At 63.7% G+C, this 19,702-nt stretch carries 15 protein-coding genes and 1 tRNA gene; 9 read left to right on the forward strand and 7 right to left on the reverse strand.

Translation table 11 applies throughout. The features are described from left to right. Nucleotide 1 precedes the first annotated feature (1 nt). A complete protein-coding gene (gene eboE, locus CKO40_RS00170; RefSeq protein ID WP_200343601.1) occupies nt 2-1,237 on the forward strand; it encodes a metabolite traffic protein EboE in 1,236 nt (411 codons plus the stop codon). A 106-nt stretch (nt 1,238-1,343) separates the two neighbouring features. Continuing rightward, entirely contained in the window at nt 1,344-2,753 is a 1,410-nt protein-coding gene (locus tag CKO40_RS00175) for an alkaline phosphatase family protein (protein ID WP_200343603.1), read from the forward strand. A gap of 25 nt (nt 2,754-2,778) precedes the next feature. On the opposite strand, the gene CKO40_RS00180 is transcribed toward CKO40_RS00175, so the two are convergent. The 6 genes from CKO40_RS00180 to CKO40_RS00205 form a co-directional block, all read right to left on the reverse strand. Then, nucleotides 2,779-4,149, reverse strand: coding sequence for a radical SAM/SPASM domain-containing protein (locus tag CKO40_RS00180; RefSeq protein ID WP_200343605.1), 1,371 nt, complete (start codon nt 4,147-4,149; stop codon nt 2,779-2,781). Between the two features lie 360 nt (nt 4,150-4,509). Beyond that, entirely contained in the window at nt 4,510-5,523 is a 1,014-nt protein-coding gene (locus CKO40_RS00185) for an ATP-binding cassette domain-containing protein (RefSeq protein WP_200343607.1), read from the reverse strand. Between the two features lie 3 nt (nt 5,524-5,526). Next, entirely contained in the window at nt 5,527-7,065 is a 1,539-nt protein-coding gene (locus CKO40_RS00190; RefSeq protein ID WP_200343609.1) for an ABC transporter permease, read from the reverse strand. 137 nt (nt 7,066-7,202) lie between these two features. Beyond that, nucleotides 7,203-8,246 (reverse strand): ABC transporter substrate-binding protein, encoded by a 1,044-nt coding sequence (locus CKO40_RS00195; RefSeq protein WP_207173292.1) that lies wholly within the window; start codon nt 8,244-8,246, stop codon nt 7,203-7,205. A 281-nt stretch (nt 8,247-8,527) separates the two neighbouring features. Continuing rightward, nucleotides 8,528-9,535 (reverse strand): prenyltransferase/squalene oxidase repeat-containing protein, encoded by a 1,008-nt coding sequence (locus CKO40_RS00200; RefSeq protein ID WP_200343613.1) that lies wholly within the window; start codon nt 9,533-9,535, stop codon nt 8,528-8,530. A gap of 220 nt (nt 9,536-9,755) precedes the next feature. Next, nucleotides 9,756-9,830, reverse strand: a tRNA-Glu gene (locus tag CKO40_RS00205). A gap of 311 nt (nt 9,831-10,141) precedes the next feature. On the opposite strand from CKO40_RS00205, the gene pcnB reads away from it, so the two are divergent. From pcnB to panD, 5 genes are all read left to right on the forward strand, one after another. Next, on the forward strand, nt 10,142-11,545 hold the full coding sequence (pcnB, locus tag CKO40_RS00210) for a polynucleotide adenylyltransferase PcnB (protein WP_200343614.1): 1,404 nt from the start codon (nt 10,142-10,144) through the stop codon (nt 11,543-11,545). After that, a complete protein-coding gene (gene folK / locus CKO40_RS00215; RefSeq protein ID WP_200343615.1) occupies nt 11,538-12,158 on the forward strand; it encodes a 2-amino-4-hydroxy-6-hydroxymethyldihydropteridine diphosphokinase in 621 nt (206 codons plus the stop codon). Before pcnB ends, folK begins: the two co-directional genes overlap by 8 nt. 63 nt (nt 12,159-12,221) lie before the next feature. Then, on the forward strand, nt 12,222-13,034 hold the full coding sequence (panB, locus tag CKO40_RS00220; RefSeq protein ID WP_200343616.1) for a 3-methyl-2-oxobutanoate hydroxymethyltransferase: 813 nt from the start codon (nt 12,222-12,224) through the stop codon (nt 13,032-13,034). Nucleotides 13,035-13,064: 30 nt separating this feature from the next. Continuing rightward, the gene (gene panC / locus CKO40_RS00225; protein WP_200343617.1) at nt 13,065-13,940 is read left to right on the forward strand and encodes a pantoate--beta-alanine ligase; all 876 of its coding nucleotides are present in this window, start codon (nt 13,065-13,067) and stop codon (nt 13,938-13,940) included. 253 nt (nt 13,941-14,193) lie between these two features. Then, nucleotides 14,194-14,574: an aspartate 1-decarboxylase gene (gene panD, locus CKO40_RS00230; protein ID WP_200343618.1), complete on the forward strand. Its 381-nt coding sequence runs from the start codon at nt 14,194-14,196 to the stop codon at nt 14,572-14,574. Between the two features lie 184 nt (nt 14,575-14,758). Here panD and glgA read toward each other — a convergent pair whose 3' ends face one another. After that, nucleotides 14,759-16,270, reverse strand: coding sequence for a glycogen synthase GlgA (gene glgA, locus CKO40_RS00235; RefSeq protein WP_200343619.1), 1,512 nt, complete (start codon nt 16,268-16,270; stop codon nt 14,759-14,761). A gap of 120 nt (nt 16,271-16,390) precedes the next feature. On the opposite strand from glgA, the gene zwf reads away from it, so the two are divergent. Both zwf and pgi read left to right on the forward strand, forming a co-directional pair. Then, entirely contained in the window at nt 16,391-17,866 is a 1,476-nt protein-coding gene (zwf, locus tag CKO40_RS00240) for a glucose-6-phosphate dehydrogenase (RefSeq protein WP_200343620.1), read from the forward strand. 109 nt (nt 17,867-17,975) lie between these two features. Beyond that, a complete protein-coding gene (gene pgi, locus CKO40_RS00245; protein WP_200343622.1) occupies nt 17,976-19,616 on the forward strand; it encodes a glucose-6-phosphate isomerase in 1,641 nt (546 codons plus the stop codon). Nucleotides 19,617-19,702 lie beyond the last annotated feature (86 nt).

Consider the following 19,702-nt stretch of genomic DNA (forward strand, 5'->3'; position numbering starts at 1 on the left):
GATGACCAGGTCGGCGAAGAGCATTGCAAGTTGGCGACCTGCTGACCTGGCCTACTGCTCCAATGTGCACCCGGGTACCGACCTGAACGATTTGGCTGTTCATCTGCGCGGGCCGATCCGGGGTGTGCGCGAGCGCCGTGGACTGGACCGGATGGCCGCCGGTCTGTGGCTTGCGGCCCCGGTGGCCGGCTCATTGGACCCGGCCACCGGGGGCGTGCCTCAGTACCTCACGGACCTGCTGGCCGAGACCGGCATCAGGCTGCAGACCCTGAACGGCTTTCCTTACGGCGATTTTCATCAGGACGAGGTCAAGCACGCGGTCTACCGCCCGGCTTGGGACGAGCCGATGCGGCTCGACTATACGCTCGCGTTGGCCCGGGTGTTGACGCATTGTCTTGCTGCCGATACGGTCGAGGGGACGATCTCGACGCTTCCGCTCGGCTTTGCACCGGAATGGAGTGCGAAACGGCATGTCCGAGCCTTGGATCAGCTTTGCCAGCTCGCGATCGCACTGGCCGAGCTGGCGCAACTCAGCGGCCGCTCGATCCGCGTCTGCCTGGAGCCTGAGCCCGACTGCGCGATTGAGACGACGAGCCAAGCGATCCAGCTCTTTGCCGATGATCTGCCGCACGCCGCCCGGCGTAACGGGGTTCCGCAGCGTCTCATCAACGAGCACCTTGGTCTCTGCCTCGATATTTGCCACCAATCCGTGCAATTTGAGGAGCCGGGCGATGCCTTGCGCAGCCTCACCGCGGCGGGCGTGCCGGTGGGCAAGATCCAGGTCTCCAGCGCGTTGGAGGTCCCTGATCCCGCCCGTGCTGGGCTGGACCAGGTGCTCGAGCCTTTCGCTGAGCCGCGGTATCTGCATCAGGTTCGCTGCCGATATCCGGACGGTCGCATCGTCGGGCGCCGAGACCTGCCAGCGGCGCTTGCTGATGCGGATTTGCGCCATGGGGAATCCTGGCGCATCCACTTTCATGTCCCAATACAGCGGCCGGGTGCGCCGATTGGCGGTCTTGGCACGACTGCGAGCGCGATCCTGGGACTCCTCGATACTCTTGCTATGGATAACTCGCCGCGACCGCACCTTGAGGTCGAGACCTACACCTGGCTGGTGCTGCCCCTAGGGGGGCGACCCACGGATGAGCAAACCCTCGTCGGCGGCCTCGCGTCCGAACTTTGTTGGCTGGAGCGACAGATGGGGAATCGCGGCCTCCTCCATCGCGGCCTCGGCTAGCGTGCGCGTCGGCCGGAATCAGCCTTCAACATGGCGCTATGAAGAGAGAGCTTGAGATAGCCAGCGGTCATATCGGCAGCCTTGCGCATGAACAGAGGGGCCGCGCATGAGCAGCACAATCAGGCGGCCATTGGTGGTCATCGATGTGGTCGGTTTGACGCCAGCGATGCTCGGACCGCGCGCCCCGCACCTGACGGGGCTTCGAGATGACGGCTTCATGGCGCCGATGGACGGCGTGCTGCCGGCGGTGACGACTACGGCCCAAGCCTCGATGTTGACCGGGTTGACAGCAGCAGGCCACGGCATTGTCGGCAACGGTTGGTACTTTCGGGATCTCGCTGAGGTCTGGTTCTGGCGCCAATCGAACCGGCTCATGCAGGGCGAGAAGGTCTGGGAGACGCTGCGGCGCAAGCATCCCGGTTTTACCTGCGCGAAGCTGTTCTGGTGGTACAACATGTACTCGAGCGCCGACTGGGCGTTGACACCGCGACCGGTTTACCCAGCCGACGGCCGCAAGCTTCCGGCGCTGTACTCGCAGCCCGCGAATCTGAGCCTGGAGGTCGAGGCCGAGCTCGGTTCCTTCCCGTTTTTTCACTTCTGGGGGCCAAAGGCCGATATTCGTGCATCGGATTGGATCGCGGACAGTGCAGTGCTGATCCTGCGATGCAAACGTCCCGACCTGACGCTGGTCTATCTGCCGCACCTGGACTACAACCTACAGCGTTTGGGACCCGATGATCCGGACATTGACAAGGACATCGCGGCTGTCGATGCCGCCGCCGGTCGGGTCATCGCGGAGGCGCGCCGCATTGGGGCCGAGGTCCTGGTCGTCTCCGAGTATGGGATCGGGGCGACCCGCGCTGCTGTTCATATCAATCGCTCGCTGCGAGAGGCCGGCCTGCTGGCGGTGCGCGATACCCGCGGGGTCAAGGGGGCCGGCTGGGAACTGCTCGACCCGGGTGCCAGCCGCGCCTTTGCCGTCGTCGATCACCAGATCGCACATGTCTATATCGCCGATCCCAAAGACATCGAGCCGGTTCGCCGTCTGCTGGCGAGACAGCCGGGCATCGCAGAGGTGATGGGCGCTGATGACAAGGTGGCTGCCGGTATCGACCATCCGCGCAGTGGCGAGCTCGTCGCTGTCGCTGCGGCAGACTACTGGTTCAGCTATTACTACTGGCTCGACGACAATCGGGCGCCGGATTTTGCCCGCACCGTCGATATCCATCGAAAGCCCGGCTATGACCCGGTCGAGCTATTTCTTGATCCGGCACTGCGTTGGCCGAAGCTCAAGATCGCCTGGCGCCTCGCCCAGAAGCGCTTGGGTGTCAGCACGCTACTTGACGTCATCCCCCTTAGGCCGGAGCTTGTGCGCGGCAGCCACGGACGGCTTCCCGATGATCCCGCTCAAGGCCCCGTGCTGATTAGCTCCGACGCAGGTCTCGCAGTCGAGCGTCTGCCGATGACCGGAGTGCATGACCTGATCCTTCGCCACTATGGCGATCATCCGGGCTGATTCGTCATCACGCTCGCGGAAGGCCTCAGGACGATCCGATCTGAATCGGCTGGCTCATGGACCCGACAGCCGTTCTCGCCGTTAGATGTCCCTGACGGCAATCCACCAGGCTCATCACTGGGCATCCTCCCAGGCAGTATTCGTATTTTGCACAGGTCGAGCAGGCAGCATTTGCAGCTGCATGGGCGGCCATGTGCGTTCGGAAGCTGCGAGCGGGGAGGTCGTTCCAGATCGCGCGCAGATGCTGCCGATGCAGGTTGCCGACAGCGTGGCGGGGCGTAAAGGTGCAAGGCAGTACATCAAGGTTTGGCAGTAAGCCGACGCTGGAGCGAAGCGCGGAACAGCCCTCCAGGTAGCGAGCGGCATGGGCATCGAACGCATTATCGGCCCCGGTAACGGCCGGGGTCAGGCAGCAATCGAACCCAACCCGCGTGGTCTCGGCGAGGCGGAAGAACGTCTCCTGCAGCCGCTCGCTGACCTCGCGGCTGGGCAACGCGGCCAGCGGTGTCCCATAGCTGGCCCCGCGACCGACCGGCTTGAAGGCGAGGAAAATCACACCATAGAGTCCGGATTGGGCACGGCAGAACTCGGTGATGCTGCCGAGGCGTGCGAAGGTATCGGCGTTGAGTGTGATCTGAAGGACGGTCGGAATGCCGCGACCTAGCAGCCGCTCTAGGGTGTGGCGGAAACGGGCGAAGCCGGTAGAACGATAGGTGCGGAACGCTTTGCCAACGCCTTCCAGACTCAGCCCCACGGCACCGCAATAGGCGCCGATTAGATCGAGGTAGCGATCGTTGAGGTTGTCTCCGCTGGTTGTCAGGTTTGGGACGACGCCATGGTCATGGCACAGCTTGAGGATAAGCGGCAGATCGGGGTGCAAGAGCGGCTCGCCGCCACCCAGGGCCACTTGGTAGGCGCCGACGTCGGCTATCTGCTGTAGTGCCCGCTTGATGTCCTCGAGGCTTGCGTGACCGCCGGTTGGGGTCGAACCGGCATAGCAGTGGGGACAACCGAGATCACAACGGTCGGTGATCTGGAAGTCGACCAAGGAAGGGCCGGCAAGGGTTGGGACGGGTGACGAATCGTCCTTCAACTCGTAAGCAATCCGGCGGATCGGGCGGCCGTCCAGACGCGTGACATTCGCGCGGACCTGGTTAAGGAGGTTTGCCGCGTCGGCATTCAGCAGACGGTTTGGATCGTCTTCCGCATAGGACCAGAGAACGCTGAACCCTTCGTGGTCCAGCTCCAGGAAGCTGGCATCAGTGGGATCGAACAGAACGCCGCCGAAGCTTTCGTAGCGCAGGATAAGGGGTAAGTCAGCAAGCAACGAATGACGAGTACGGGGAACGTGCGCCTGCGGTCCTCCATTCACCATGGTGACGGGTTGATCAGTCATCCGGATCGTTGGCTGATTTGCGCCATGCTCGCCGGAGTAGGCGTTCGAGGACGAAGGCGGTGACGAGAACAAGCGCGATACCGCCAAGGACCATCGCGTTGCCGGTTAATGGACTTGCGGGTTGGGACGCGGCCGGTTGCGTAGTCGTCGGCGCCGGCACACCCGCCCCATTCGGCGCTGCGGTCACACCGCCTGCAACAGGGGGCTGCGCCGATACAGTACTACCCGCTACCCCTTGCGTTCCCTGCGCCGTTGGCGCGCTCGGTTTCGGGGGTGGCGGCAACCATTCGGTATAGGACGAGGAGTTGGTCGTGAAGCCGCGGCGGATGCGAAGGATCTTCATGCAATGTTGTCTGGGCGCTAATCAGCCGGCTCGTCGTTGATCGGATGAGGGGCCGCGTCCGTGCGCAGCATCAGTCCGACCTGCTCCCCTACCCGCAGCGTCTTTGGGCCTGTGCAATGAACCCGTATTTCGGGACCAGTCCCCTCCAGCCTCAGCCGTACCTCCTGATAAGCACCATAGTAGACAGTCTTCGCGACTGTCGCGGCCGCTGCGCCCGAGCCTGGGTCGGTGAGCTCGATGGTCTCGGGGCGAACCAGGTAGCGTGCAGCGGGCTGCAGCGGGCGTCCGGGGGCCAGCACACCCAGCTCGGCGCCGGTGAGGAGATTGGTGTCCCCGAAGAATTCGGCCACCCACGCGTTGGCTGGCTGCTCGTAGATACGGCGTGGCGGATTATGGTCAATGAGTCGCCCGTCCTTCAGCACCAGAATGTGGTCACTGAAGTAGAACGCCTCCTGATGATCATGGGTGGCGACAAGCGCCGTGATGCCGTTGGCGCGCAGATAGCTGTGCAGACGCTCGAACAGGCGCTGTCGCAGCATGGCGTCGATATTGCTGAACGGCTCGTCCATTAACAGCACCCGGGGGGCGACGGCCAGCGCCCGAGCGAGCGCGACCCGCTGCTGCTCACCGCCGGACAGGTTATCGATGCGCCGATGCTTCAGCTGACTGATTTCCAGTAGCTCGAGCAGCGCATCGACCCGCGTTTCGGCATCACGAGCGCGCTTTACGCCGAACGCCACGTTCCCTTCGACATCAAGATTCGGGAAGAGCGTAAACTCTTGAAATACCATTGACATACCACGTTTCTGTGGCGGTACGTGGCGATCGGGGCTGCTCAGGAGCTGATCGCCTAGGCGGAGCTCGCCGGTGTCAGGTCGGTCCAGGCCCATGACGAGACGTAACAGCGTTGTCTTGCCGCTGCCGCTAGGACCCAGGACGGTTGCCGTCGTACCGGCTGGAACCTCGAAGGATAGGTTGTTCAGGATCGTCCGGGTTCGAGTGGCCCGGGTCAGTGCGGTTCCTCGCAGCACGAATCAGGGTCTCCCGCCGAGCCAACGATTCAGGGAGAGTACTGGGTAGATCAACACCAGCACAAGACTCAGCGTATAGAGGGCCGCGGGCGGATAAAGATCGATCTCGGCGAACCGAAAGATGGATAAGGCAAGCGAACCGTAGCCGAATGGCTGCAGGACGAGGGAGAGGGTCAGCTCCTTCGACGTGATCACAAATACGAGCAGAGCGGCAATCACCAGCGGTCCGCGGATTTGGGGTAACAATACCCTTAAGAGGCCGTGGAGTCGGCCGCGACCTGCGCATCGCAATGCGTCATCAAGCCTTGGAGAAACACCGGCAAGACCACTCTCAATGCTGAAGGACGCAAAGGCGGTGAAACGCAGTGTCGTCGCCAACAGCACCAGCAACAGGGTGTCGGCGAGCCACGCGCCTCCTGCGGTTTGATAGCTCCAGCCGGTCAGAAACAACAACGCAATGGCCAGTGCGATGGCTGGCATGCCGTACGTCAGACTCAGTACCGAAAGGATGCCGAGACGCCAGTGGGGTCCATCGGCGGCGCGGGCCGTCAACGCAAAGAAAAGTCCGAGCAGCAATGTCAACGCTGCCGTGCCGATGCCCAGGAGCAACGTATTCAACAGGTCGCCATAGAGTTCCCGGAGTCGGAAACGGTCGATTGCCTCGGCGGCCCAGGCCAACAGCCAGAGCATCGGCCAGGCGAAACCCAAGAGCACCGGCAGCGAGCAGGCGGCGGCTGCCAGCCAGGCGAGCGAAAAAGAAAGATGCTGGCGCTCTGGCGAGCGCGGTCGATTGGTTAGGGTGGTAAAACTGCGCCCTTGGGTAAGCCCTCCGTAGGCCGCCACCAGCAAGAGCGGTAGCAGGGCCGTCAGCAGTGCCAACTGAGCGGCTAGGGCCTGATCATACTGGGAGAACCAGGCTCGGTGGACGGCTATGGTCAGCGTGCGCAAACCGAGCGCGCTGGCGGTACCGAAGTCGCTTACGACCTCGACGACCACTAACAGTACTCCCAAGAGCATTGCCGGCAGCGCAAGAGGTAGCAGGATCTGCCAAGTCGTGCGCCAGCGGCCGACGCCCAAGGTCCAACCGGCCTCGAGGTAGCCGGCCGTCTGCCGGCGAAAACTGGCTTGCGTCAACATGTAGATATAGGGATACAGTGTCAGCGCTAACAAGAAGGCGGCGGCGGGGGGGGATTCGACAACGGGCGACCAGTCGAAGCGATGAGAGAGCTCCCGGTAGACGATCGCTACGAGGTAGCTTGGGAGCACCAGTGGAAGCGCTAGCGCCGAGTCCAGCAGGCGTCGTCCTGGAAACTCGAAGAAGGTCGTCAGCCAGGCGCCACCGACCCCGATCGGCAGCGCCAGCATCGCCGCTGCGGCCGCCAGGAGCACGGTGGTGGCGACGTAGCCTGGCAGCACGGTGTCAGCCAGCCGCCATAGCGCCGCCGTCTCCAGCGGCGCGGTAGCCCGAAACAGCAGAAGCAGCGCTGGCGCTAAGAACAGCGCCAGCGCCAGCCCGGTCAGGACGCGTCTCAGCGTTGACATCGTTGAGCCGCGGCCGGTGGAAGTGGTGGTGGAGACTGGATGCTTCCGGTCTTCTGCTTGCGCTTGCGCGGCCTGCTGTGAGGACCCGCCTTAGAAAGGGACTTGACAAGTGTTCTCGAACAGCGCATCAGGGGCCGTTAGCGGTCGCTGTCGAAGTCGACCTCATCCAGTATTGTCACAATGGCATCGCGATGGGCCGCAATCGCGTCCAACGGTATGAAGTTGGCTTTGAAGCGACCGCCCTCGATACCCTCCTGCCGATTTCCCAGTGCGCGGAGACTGTCCAGCATCTCCACGTCGTCCCGGACCGGATACTCGAAGGTGGTGTTTACGATGAACTCCTGTCCGGCGTTACTCACGAGGAACTCCAGCAGCTGCGTCGCGGCGGGGACGTTCCTATTGGCTGTGGTCAGTGCGGCGCCGCCGCGCATGATGTAGGAGCCGCCGGATTCCTGATTTGGGAATATCAAGTAGGTGGCCTTGCCCCAGGCTCGCTGCTCTGGGTTTGCCAGCATGATTGGCATATAATAAGAATTGCCGAGCGATAGGTCACACTCGCCCTCGTAGATGGCGCGCACCTGAGCGCGGTCATTGCCTTTAGGCCGGCGAGCGAGATTCGCATGCAGGCCCATAATGAAGGCGCGAGCCGCCGGCAGACCTTGGTCTTCGGCCATTTGCGAAAGCAGGCTCAAGTTATAGTTGTGATATCCAGAACGGATGCAGATTCGGCCACGCCATTCTGGGTCCGTCAGATCGGCGTAGGTCTCGATGGAATCGGGCTCGACCCGCTCCTTCGAGGCGAAGATTACCCGCGGCCGGTAGGACAAGGTGATGTAGGCATCGTCCGCGTCGCGGAAGCGTGCCGGCAGCTCTGCAGCGATGGTTGACGAATCAAAGGGGCGCAGCAGCCGCTGTTGCTTCGCTTCTTCGAGGATGTCCGCGGTTTTGGTAATGATCAGATCAGCCTCGGTCGGACGCGACTGGAGTCTTGCGATCAAACCCTTGTCGACGAATGCGGACTCGATTTCGACCCCGGTCAGGGTTCGGTAGTACTCGAACAAGGGCTCGAGGTGGGACGGCGTGCGATCGGAGATCACGCGAACAGTGGTATCGGCGGCCTGAGCCGCAAATGCGATTCCGAAGGTCAATGCGACGATCGGCAGCAGGCGCTGGATAAGCATCATTGTCCCCTTGTCGATAGGAGCTGGTTTGAGTTGTGTTTTGCGGCGGTGATCGCTCAAACATCGCCGCGTCGCCGTAAAGCAAATATCGTTCCAGAGAGCTGTAGGCACGGCGAACCCTGAGGGGTAATCAGGTCTATTCGGGAGTGGCGCACGTCTTGAGTGCTGACGCCGTAGCTGTGACTTGGGCCTCGATAGGGGGTGTGCTGTCGCTTTGTGTACAGCCGAGAGGTGGGGCTGTTCATTCTTGCGCCGTCGGTTGGTCTCAGGGCGAGGAGCCCTTAACGCAAGGAATGAAGGATACGGTTCAGCACGGTCAAGGCGCCGGCCGTGGCCAAGTTCGAATCGCCCGTGCCTCGTCCCCAGGAGCCGTCCTCGTGATACCGCGCCAGCAGATCCCGAGCCAGTGCATCCCGCCAATTCACTGGATTACCCCCAGGCTGCTCTATCTCCGATTTCCCGAGCGCAATCAGAGCCGCCGCGAGGCTATCGTCGAACAGGAACCGCTCAAGCGTGCTTAACGGTCCGCCGGTGTCCAGCAGGGGCCGGGCGGTGATCTCGTGAAAGGCCCTGGCGACCGAAGGATCATCCACGCCGGCGCCGGCAAGCAACAGCCCGACAATGCCGGCACGCGGCGCCAGGGTTGATGCCGCGGTGGCGTTGTCCCTGGTGTCCCGATCGGATGCTCTGCGCAAGTAGGTAATCGCCTTGTCCCAGATCGGGCTCTGGGGGTCGAGACCGGTCTCTCGCAGCGCCTGCAGGGCCAGATACTGGATCTCTAGCTGCGGCTGCCCGCTGCCTGGGTCGGCAATGCCACCGTAGCGCGGATCAGTTGGGGCGATGCCGTGCGCCTCATCCAACTGCGCATCGGCCAAGAAGGCTCGCCCCTTGCTCAGTAGCGAATTGTAACGGGCGTTGCCGGTCGCCTTTAACGCAATCAGGGTAATCGCCGTATCCCGGACCCGCTGCGCTGGACTACCGCCGATGGAACCGTCCTCATGTGCTTGACCGAGGAGGTAAGTTAGAGGCCGGGTGATGAAAGCGCCGTCTGCCTCGTTGTACTCCTGATACGATTCCAGGAAGGCGTGCAGGGCGAGCGCAGTCACGTAGGTCGAGTTGGACCAGCTACCATCATCGGCTTGCCGGTCGCGCAGGAAGCGGAGCCCATAATCCGTGTGCTTCAACGCCTGAACGGCCAGTTCACGATCCATCGGCATCTGGGCCGGGGTAGCAATAGGCCAGCAGGCGATTGCGGCGAGGAGGAGGAGCAGCGGAGTTAGCATCTTCATGGCGGATACTCCGTCCTTCGCGGACCCTTGACTTAACGCTTATGCGGGCCGGCGGGGCACGCGCCCACATGAGCCCTTGGTGTCGAAGGCGGTCGACTGGTACCAGAGTAGTCGCTCACCATGCGGCCTTCAGCCCGGCGGGCTCGCTGACTCGAGCAACCTACTGCAACAGACGTGGCCGCGGCACTGCTGTCGACGGGGGCGAAGATACGGTAGAGGATGGCGCTCCCTAGGGGATTCGAACCCCTGTTACCGGCGTGAGAGGCCGACGTCCTAACCACTAGACGAAGGGAGCGGAAGTGTCGTGGCGAATCGCGTATTATACGCAGGTCGCCGGCTCGCTCAAGCCTTTGTGTCGAGGGCGCCGTGCCCAAACCTTGAGTGATCGTCGTCGGCGCTGGTATCGGCGCTGGTATCGGCGCTGGTATCGGCGCTGGTATCGGCGCAGGCATGCCGGCATTGAGCCGGCATTGAACCGGGTCGCTTGCGATTCACAGCCGTGATGCGCGGGCTTGGCCCGCTTCGTTCTGGCTGAGGTCGGGGCCCGCGTCGTCTGAGCGCGCCCGCTATTGCCCACCCTTAAACCTTGCAGGAACACGAGCCCGTTTGCCCTCCGCATCTCTCCCCGAGCCGCTGATCGTCCCGCGTCCGGAGCATCCGATCTCGCGTGCCGACATCAGCCCCAACGCGCTGAAGGTCCTCAATCGTCTCAAGCAGGCCGGATTCGAGGCGTATCTGGTTGGTGGCGGTGTGCGAGACCTACTGCTCGGCCATGAGCCGAAGGACTTCGACATCGCAACCAACGCGACCCCCGAAGAGGTCCGGGCGGTCTTCCGGAACTGCCGTCTGATCGGGCGGCGATTCCGGTTGGCGCATGTCTTTTTTGGCCGCGAGATCGTCGAGGTTGCGACCTTCCGCGGAAGCGGTGCCGACGGTGACGGCGAGGCACAGGTGCTCGAGAACGGGATGATCTTGCGCGACAACGTCTACGGCAGCATCACCGAGGACGCACTGCGCCGAGATTTCACCGTGAACGCGCTCTACTACAACATCGCCGATTTCTCGGTGGTGGACTACGCGGGCGGGTTATCGGACATCGAGGCAGGCCGGTTGCGGTTGATCGGTGATGATCCGGTGGCGCGCTATCGCGAGGACCCTGTACGCATGCTCCGGGCGGTGCGCTTTGCCTGCAAGCTCGGATTCATCATCGAGCCCGACTGCGCCGAACCGATTCGCGGTCTGGCCCACCTGCTCGGTGAGATCTCGCCGGCGCGGCTGTTCGATGAAACCTTGAAGCTGTTCCACAGCGGGTATGCGCTGCACGCATTCGAGAAGCTTCGGCACTTCGACCTGTTCGTGCAGCTGTTCCCGGCGACTGATGCCTGTTTGGAACGCGAGGATCACGCTTTCCCAATCACCTTCGTCAGTCGCGGCCTCGACAACACCGACAAGCGTATCCTCGAGGGTAAGCCGGTCGCGCCTGCCTTCCTGTTCGCAGTGCTGCTGTGGGAGCCGGTTCGAATTCGGTATCAGGAGCTGCTGGCCGAGGGCACGCCTTCGGCCGAGGCGATGGCGCTGGCATCGCACGAGATCGCATCCGCCCAGCAGCGGCGGGTGGCGATCCAGAAGCGTTTCGCGCTGCCGATGCGCGAGATCTGGGCGTTACAGCCGAGGCTGGAGCGACGGCAGGGCAAGCGCCCGTTGGCACTGCTCGGACACCCGCGTTTTCGTGCCGCCTATGACTTCCTGCTGTTGCGGGCCGAGGCGGGAGAGACCGACTCGGAGCTTGCACAATGGTGGACGCGTTTCCAGTCCGTCGATGCGGCCGAGCGTGCACGGATGCTCGGCAGCTCGCCGCAGCGCAAGCGCAAGCGTCGTAAGCGCAAACCGAAGTCGGCCGTGGCGGGAGCGAGCAACGGATCGGGCAATGGGGGCGCCAATTCCGACGCCGCCTCGAGCGCTGATCGGCCGGCGTCGACGGCCGCCAAGGCGGGTCGTGGCGATGAGTGAGCGGATGAGCCTGGACCGGACGACTCCGGTGCCGGTCTACATCGGCCTCGGCGCCAACCTCGATGATCCGCGGCAGCAGGTCGAGCGGGCGCTCAGCGAGCTGCAGGCGCTGCCGCAGAGTCGTCTCGCAGCGATCTCGCGGCGCTACAGGACGGCGCCGGTCGGCCCCAAGGACCAGCCAGACTTCGTCAATGCGGTCGCGCGGGTGGACACCCTGCTCGACCCGATGACGCTCTTGGCGTTGCTCCAGCGCATCGAGCGCCGGCACGGCCGCATCCGGAACGGCCGGCGCTGGGGGCCGCGCACGCTCGATCTGGACGTCCTGTTGTTCGGTGATCAGGTGCTCGATGAGCCTCGGCTGTGCATCCCGCACCCGCAGATGCACAGCCGCGCGTTCGTGCTCGTCCCGCTGGCCGATATCGCCTCAGCTGAGCTGATGGTGCCCGGCCGCGGCCGCCTAGGCGATCTCCTCGACCAAGTCGCCGAGGCTGCGCAAACGATGCTGCCGCTGCAGGTTGCCGCGGAGGATGAGCCCGCTGCGGCTGAGCCTGATGCGGCTGAGCCTGATGCGGCTGAGCCTGATGCGCCGCTCAAGCGCGCATCCTTGCCATAATCGTATCGCGTGCCAGCAGGCGCGCGGATCTTGCTTCAGCCCGCCTGAACCAAACGATCACCCATGTCGAACGCTACCATTACCACCGCGAGCCTGATGGCGCTGAAGCAGCGCCGCGAGCCCATCGCCTGTTTAACCTGCTACGACGCCGCCTTCGCCCAACTGCTCGAGCGGGCCGGCGTCGAGGTGCTCCTTGTTGGCGATTCGCTTGGGATGGTGATCCAGGGGCGGCCGACCACGCTCGGCGTCACATTGGATCAGATGGTCTACCACACCGGCTGTGTCAGCCGCGCTGCGACACGCTGCCTGGTCATTGCTGATATGCCCTTCATGAGCTATGCAACGACCGAGCGCGCGGTCGAGACCGCTGCGCGTCTGATGGGCGAAGGCGGTGCGGCGATGGTGAAGCTCGAGGGTGGGGCCTGGCTTGCCGAGACGGTGGCACAGCTGGCCCGCTCTGGCGCGCCGGTCTGCGCCCATCTCGGGCTGCTGCCGCAGTCGGTCCATCAACTCGGCGGCTACCGGGTGCAGGGACGCGACCCCGAGGGCGCGGAGCGCATCCGCAGCGATGCGCTCGCGCTCCAGGAAGCGGGCGCCTCGTTGCTGGTGTTGGAATGCGTGCCGAGCGCACTGGCTGAGTCCCTTGCGCAGACATTGCAGATCCCGGTCATCGGGATCGGCGCGGGTAACCGCTGCGACGGGCAGGTGCTGGTCCTGCATGACATGCTCGGGCTGACCCCGGGGCGGGCGCCGCGTTTCAGCAAGGATTTCGTCGCCGAGGTGGGTGCCGGGACAGGATTCGCAGCCGCTGTCGAGGCCTATCTCAGCGCGGTCAAAGACAGGTCATTCCCGGCCTCCGAGCAAACCCTCGCATAGGTCAGGGCCTGAGGTTTGGGGGAGCAGTCGATGGAGCGTGTCGAGTATGTGCGGGAGCTGCGTGAGCGGCGGGCGGCCTGGCGCCGCGCCGGGCAGCGGGTCGCGCTAGTGCCGACCATGGGTCATCTGCACGCGGGCCATCTCGCTCTGATCAGCGAGGCGGCGCGCTATGCTGGCCGGGTGGTTGCGACCGTGTTCGTCAACCCGCTGCAGTTCGGTGCTGGCGAGGACTTTGCGGCCTATCCGCGCACCCTGGAGCGTGATGCGAGGATGCTGCGCGAAGCGGGCTGCGACCTGCTGTTCGCGCCTGCCGAGACCGAGGTCTATCCGCGTGGTCGGGATGGTCAGACCTTCGTCGAGGTGCCCGGCCTCTCCGATGACCTTTGCGGTTCGAGCCGGCCCGGACACTTTCGAGGGGTCGCGACGGTCGTCGCCAAGCTCTTCAACATGGTGCAACCGGAGGTCGCGGTCTTCGGCGAGAAGGACTTTCAACAGTTGCTGGTGATCCGGCGCATGGCGGCCGATCTCGATCTGCCGATCGAGATCGTCGGTGCGCCGACCGTGCGCGAAGCCGATGGCCTCGCGATGAGCTCGCGCAACGCCTACTTGAGCACCGCCGAGCGCGCGATCGCGCCGCGCCTCTATCAGACCTTGATCGCAGCCGCTGCAAGGCTGCGAGCGGGCGCTTCCAGTACTGAGATCGAACAGGAAGGCATGGACGCGCTCTCGGCAGCGGGCTTTGTTCCGGATTATCTCAGTATCCGCCGCCGCGCGGACCTTCTACCGCCAGCTGAGCCGCCTCGCGACGAAGCCGATCGCGCGTTGATCCTCCTCGCGGCAGCCCGTCTCGGACGCGCCCGGTTGATCGACAATCTTGCCTGCGACCTCGGTGTGCCAGTTGCGTGAGGGTCAGTGGATCTGAGACGCTAGAATATACTGCACTGCAGCATAATGGTGTGCTGAGGGCTTTGGCGCCTGGTAGAGGGTGCTGAGACGGCGATGGTCGAGCCGCACCAGATGCTGGTACCGCCCCGGCGCGGATGCCCTTCTCCGGACGCCTCACTCCGGACCTAGCGGTGAGCCGCGCCCAGCCATGACGGCCTAGTCGAAGACCGGCTACCGGCGGCGCCTGACTGTTGTTAATCCTGGGAGACGACGAATGCAACTGACGCTGCTCAAATGCAAGCTGCATCGGGTGTGCGTGACGCACGCTGAGCTTGAATATGAGGGTTCTTGCGCAATCGATGAACTGCTGATGCGGCAGGCGGGTATCCGTGAGTACGAGCAGCTGCACCTCTACAACCTCGCCAACGGCGAGCGGTTCACGACCTATGCGATCCGTGCAGAGGCGGGCTCAAGGGTGATCTCGATCAACGGTGCTGCGGCGCACAAGGCAAGCCCCGGTGACCGGCTCATCATCTGCTGCTACGCGACGATGACCGAGCAGGAGGCCGCCGCGTTCGAGCCGACCTTGGTCTACTGCAATGACGCGAACGAGGTCGTCCGCGTCGGCCACGCGATTCCGGCTCAGGCGGCTTGAGGTGATTGCCGAAACAGAGATCGGCTAAGGCGATTTCTGTCAAAGCTCATACCGCCTTGCTGGTCTTTTCGCTCGCCTTCTTCGTCGCGCCGCCGGTCACATAGCCCGGCTATGCTCCCGGCGACGCTCCTCGAAGGCAAACGACAATCCTGCGCAATTCGGTACGAGCTTTTCCGGCAATCGCCTAAGCCGTCAGCGCTCGCTCCTGGCTGCCGCGCGCATCGATCGCTTCCTGATAGAAGTCCTGATAACGCTGCGCGCTGGCCTCCCAGCTCAGGTCTTGGGCCATCCCTGTGCGCATCAGCTGGCGCCAGCTGTCCGGGGCGTCGCGGTAGAGCGCTAGAGCACGCTCGATCGCAGCCCAGAGGGCGTCGGTATTGGCCTCGTCGAACAGGAAGCCGGTCGCCTGCCCGTTGCTGAGGGTGTTGGCGTTGGTGTCGACGATGGTGTCGGCCAATCCACCGGTTCGCCGGGCGATCGGAACGGTACCGTAGCGCAGACTGTACATCTGATTCAGACCGCAGGGCTCGAAGCGAGACGGCATCAAGAAGATGTCGCTGCCGGCCTCGATGAGGTGGGCGCGTGACTCGTCATAGCCAATGCGCACGCTCAGCTGTGCGGGATGGCGGGCGGCCTGCTCGAGGAGCCGCTGTTGCAGTGAGCGGTCGCCTTCGCCCTGCACGACGATCTGCAGGTCTCCGCGCTCCAGCAGCTTCGGCAGCAGGTCCAGGATCAGGTCGATCCCCTTCTGCTCGACAAGCCGGCCAATATGGCCCAGAACGATGCTGTGCTCGTCATGCGGCAGGTCGAAGAGGCGCTGCAGCGCGAGCTTGTTGCTGGTCTTCAGTTCCAGGCTGTCGCGGTCGTAACGCTGTACTAGGCTGACGTCCCGGCTTGGGTCCCACTGGCGATAATCGACCCCGTTCAGGATGCCCCTGAAGCGACTGCCGAGCTGCCGCAGCAGCCCGTCGAGGCCGCAGCCGAAGGCGCTGGTCCGAGCCTCGTCGGCATAGGTTGGACTCACGGTGTTGGTGCGGTCGGCAAAGACGATGCCGCCCTTGAGGAACGACATCCGTTGATGGAACTCGACCGCGCCGATCGACCAGAGGGCGGGAGGCAGCGCCAAGCGGTCGAACGTGGCCCGGTCGAACAGCCCTTGATAAGCCACATTGTGCACCGTGAAGATGGTTGCAGGCCGCTCCTCGTAGCGGTCGAGGAACACCGGTGCGAGCCCGGTCTGCCAATCATTGCAGTGCAGGACCTCGGGACGCCAGTCGATGGTCGGCAGCCCGAGGGAGACCCGTGCCAGCACGCGCGCGAAAAGCAAGAAGCGCTCGGGGTTATCGCCCCAGTCGTGGCCGCTGACATCGGTATACGGGTTGCCCTCGCGACAGAAGTAGGCCGGGGCATCGACGAGATAGACCGGCAGGTCGCGATCCGGCAGCAGACCGCCGAGGAGCGTGACCGGTCCCTGAGTATTCTTCAATCCGAGCTCGCTGAGCACCCGCAGCTCGCGCACCAAGCGCTTGGCCTGCGGGTAGGCCGGCAGGATCAGCCGCGCATCATGCCCTAGCTCACGCAACGCGGTGGGGAGGCTGGCGGCAACATCGGCGAGGCCGCCAGTCTTGATCAATGGGTGGGCCTCGCTGCTGGCGAACAATACGGCTTGGCCATCGCGAGCGCTTGCAGAGGTCATGGGTCTTGGTGTCCGAAATCAACATGGGATGCAGTCAAGACCTGCACAGCGGATCTTGTGACGCCGGCAAGACTCTCCAACTGAAGCTAGCACAAATTCTGTTTTCCGGAGGGATACCCAATGAAGGAACCCTGTACGCTGGTGATCTTCGGTTCGACTGGCAATCTCGCTCAGATCAAGCTGCTGCCGGCGCTCTATCACCTCGAGCTCGCCGGTCATCTGCCCCCATCGGTTCGCATCCTGGGCTTCGGTCGGCGTGACTGGAGCGACGCGCGTTGGCGCGACGAGGTGCGCGGCTGGGTGGAGCAGTCTGCCCGTGGTGCGCTCGATGAACCGGCCCTAGGGCGCTTGCTCGAGCGGCTCTACTTCGTTGAAGGCGACCTCAGCGACGAGGCCGGATATGAACGATTGGCGCAGCGTTTGCGCGGGGATGAAGGGTTTCCGCGCAATCTGATCTTCTACCTCGCGATCGCGCCGGCGCAGTATCAGCCGACGGTCGATGGGCTCGCCGCGCAGGGCCTGAACCAGCAAGACGATGGCTGGTCCCGGCTCGTCGTCGAGAAGCCATTCGGCTATGACCTAGAGAGCGCCGAAATCCTCGATCGACAGCTGCGCCGCCACTTCGACGAGGAACAGATCTACCGGATCGATCACTACCTCGGTAAGAGCACGGTGCAGAACCTGCTGGTCTTCCGGTTCGCCAACCTCTTTCTCGAACCGCTCTGGAATCGGAACTATATCGATCACGTCCAGATCACCCATGCGGAAGGCCGCGGGATCGGCAGCCGCGCTGGGTTTTACGATGGGGTCGGAGCCCTTCGGGACATGATCCAGAGTCATCTGCTGCAGATGCTTACGCTCGTCGCGATGGAGCCGCCGCCGAGCCTCGATGCCGAGGCCCTGCGCGACGAGAAGGTCAAGGTGCTGCGCTCGATCCGCCCGATCAGCCGGCAGGCGGTTCACGCCCATGCCTTCCGCGCGCAGTACCGGGCCGGCGAGGTCGATGGCGAGCCGGTGCCCGGCTATTTGGACGAGCCCGGTATCGATCCGCAGAGCGCCACCGAGACCTATGCCGCGCTCAAGCTCTACATCGACAACTGGCGCTGGCGCAACGTCCCCTTCTACCTGCGCACCGGCAAGCGGCTGGGCGAGACCAACTCACTGATCAGCATCCGCTTTCGCCATCCGCCGCAGCAGCTCTTCCACGATACCCCGATCGAGCAGCTCAAGCCGAACTGGCTGCTGATCAATATTCAACCCAGGGAATGCATCCGAATGGAGCTCCAGGTCAAAGAAGCCGGGCTCGAGATGCGCAGCGTGACCGAGCGGCTCGATGCCAGCACCTGTTTCATCGGCAGCGAGCAGATCGACGCCTACGAGGCGCTGCTGCTCGATATCCTCGAAGGCGATCATTCGCTGTTCCTACGTTACGATGAGGTCAACTACGCCTGGCGTATCGTCGACCCGGTGCTCAAGCTCTGGGCCACCGAGCGCCACTACATCCATACTTATCCGGCCGGGTCTTGGGGGCCGGCAGAGGCGGGCCGTTTGTTCGACAAGGAGGACCAGGACTGGCGCAACGACCTCGACGAATGATTGCCGCTCTGTATGCTGATGCAATGAGCGATGGAAGGGGGCGGCATTGCGGCGGGTCGTCGCGTACAATCCCGTGGTTTTCCACCCCGGCTGAGTGAGATCCGGCCTCATGGCAAGTGTTCATACCACCCCTGAATGGCGAGCCCTCGAGGGGCATTGGCAGCAGCTGCGCGCGGTCCATATGCGCGACCTGTTCGCCGATGATCCCAGCCGTGCCGCACGGATGACCATCGACGCGGCTGGGCTGCATCTCGACTTCTCGAAGCACCGCGTCACCGATGAGACGCTGAGGTTGCTGTTCGATCTGGCTCGGGCGGTGGGGCTTGAGCAGTGGCGTGAACGGATGCTCAGCGGTGAGCACATCAATGTCACCGAGGATCGCGCGGTGCTGCATACCGCGCTGCGCAGCCCGGCCGGCGAGCACCTCGACGTGGACGGCGAGGACGTGATGCCGGCCATCGAGGCCGTGCTGACCCGAATGCAGGACTTCAGCGACCGTGTCCGCTCGGGGGAATGGAAGGGGCACACCGGCAAGGCGATCACCGATGTCGTCAACATCGGCATCGGCGGCTCCAACCTGGGACCCAAGATGGTCTGCGAGGCATTGCGCCCCTATCAAGCCGAGCAGCTTCGTCCGCACTTCGTCTCCAATGTCGACGGGACCCATCTCGCTGAGACGGTTCGCGGTCTGAATCCGGAGACGACGCTGTTCATCGTCGCCTCCAAGACCTTTACCACGCTCGAGACCATGACCAACGCCCAGAGCGCACGGCGTTGGCTGGTCGATGCGCTCGGTGACGAGAAGGCGGTGCGCAACCACTTCGTCGCGGTCTCGACCAATAGTGAAAAGGTCGCCGAATTCGGCATCGACACCGATCAGATGTTCGAGTTCTGGGACTGGGTCGGCGGCCGCTATTCGCTTTGGTCGGCGATCGGGCTGCCGATCGCGATCGCGATCGGGTTCGATCGGTTTGCCGAGCTATTGGCCGGCGCGCATGCGATGGACCAGCATTTCCGCTCAGCACCGCTGGAGCAGAACCTGCCGGTGATCCTGGCCCTCCTCGGGGTCTGGTACATCGATTTCGCCGGCGCCAAGACCCATGCGATCCTGCCCTATGACCAGTCTCTGAAATACTTCCCGGCCTACCTCCAGCAAGGCGACATGGAGAGCAACGGCAAGCATGTCACCCGTGACGGTATGGCCGTCGATTACAGCACTGGCCCGGTGGTTTGGGGCGAGCCCGGCACCGACGGGCAGCACGCGTTCTATCAGCTCATCCATCAGGGGACTGAGCTGATCCCGTGCGACTTCATTGCCCCGATTCGCAGTCATAATCCGATCGGCAACCATCACAGCCTGCTGATGGCGAACTGTTTCGCGCAGACTGAGGCACTGATGCGCGGTCGCACGCTTGAGGAGGCCAGGGCCGAGATGCTCGCGGCCGGGCACGCCGAGGCCGAGGCGGAGCGGTTGGCGCCGCATCGGCAGTTCGACGGCAACCGGCCGACCAGCACGATCCTGCTCGAGCAGCTCACCCCGGAGAGTCTGGGTGCGCTGATCGCGCTCTACGAGCACAAGATCTTCACCCAAGGCGTTATCTGGGGCATCAACTCCTTCGACCAGTGGGGCGTCGAGCTCGGTAAGAAGCTCGCCAACGTGATCATCGGCGAACTCGAGGCGGGGGAGGTCACCGAACCGCACGACACCTCCACCACCGCATTGCTGCGTTACTTCCTCGCGCGCAGCTAGAGCGCGTCTGATCAAGCGCGGCTGTCCAATAAGCCCGAGGGTAAGCCCGAGGGGGATCAGTGCGGCCCGGCCGGACGATGAGATCG

The organism is Halochromatium glycolicum (genome assembly GCF_016584085.1).
GTDB lineage: Bacteria > Pseudomonadota > Gammaproteobacteria > Chromatiales > Chromatiaceae > Lamprobacter > Lamprobacter glycolicus.

Excerpts from the sequence above, each read along its gene's own strand:
- eboE (WP_200343601.1), top strand. The coding sequence starts at position 2 with ATGACCAGGTCGGCGAAGAGCATTGCAAGTTGGCGACCTGCTGACCTG.
- CKO40_RS00175 (WP_200343603.1), top strand. The coding sequence starts at position 1,344 with ATGAGCAGCACAATCAGGCGGCCATTGGTGGTCATCGATGTGGTCGGT.
- CKO40_RS00180 (WP_200343605.1), bottom strand. The coding sequence starts at position 4,149 with ATGACTGATCAACCCGTCACCATGGTGAATGGAGGACCGCAGGCGCAC.
- CKO40_RS00190 (WP_200343609.1), bottom strand. The coding sequence starts at position 7,065 with ATGTCAACGCTGAGACGCGTCCTGACCGGGCTGGCGCTGGCGCTGTTC.
- CKO40_RS00195 (WP_207173292.1), bottom strand. The coding sequence starts at position 8,246 with ATGCTTATCCAGCGCCTGCTGCCGATCGTCGCATTGACCTTCGGAATC.
- CKO40_RS00200 (WP_200343613.1), bottom strand. The coding sequence starts at position 9,535 with ATGAAGATGCTAACTCCGCTGCTCCTCCTCCTCGCCGCAATCGCCTGC.
- folK (WP_200343615.1), top strand. The coding sequence starts at position 11,538 with ATGAGTGAGCGGATGAGCCTGGACCGGACGACTCCGGTGCCGGTCTAC.
- panB (WP_200343616.1), top strand. The coding sequence starts at position 12,222 with ATGTCGAACGCTACCATTACCACCGCGAGCCTGATGGCGCTGAAGCAG.
- panC (WP_200343617.1), top strand. The coding sequence starts at position 13,065 with ATGGAGCGTGTCGAGTATGTGCGGGAGCTGCGTGAGCGGCGGGCGGCC.
- panD (WP_200343618.1), top strand. The coding sequence starts at position 14,194 with ATGCAACTGACGCTGCTCAAATGCAAGCTGCATCGGGTGTGCGTGACG.
- glgA (WP_200343619.1), bottom strand. The coding sequence starts at position 16,270 with ATGACCTCTGCAAGCGCTCGCGATGGCCAAGCCGTATTGTTCGCCAGC.
- zwf (WP_200343620.1), top strand. The coding sequence starts at position 16,391 with ATGAAGGAACCCTGTACGCTGGTGATCTTCGGTTCGACTGGCAATCTC.
- pgi (WP_200343622.1), top strand. The coding sequence starts at position 17,976 with ATGGCAAGTGTTCATACCACCCCTGAATGGCGAGCCCTCGAGGGGCAT.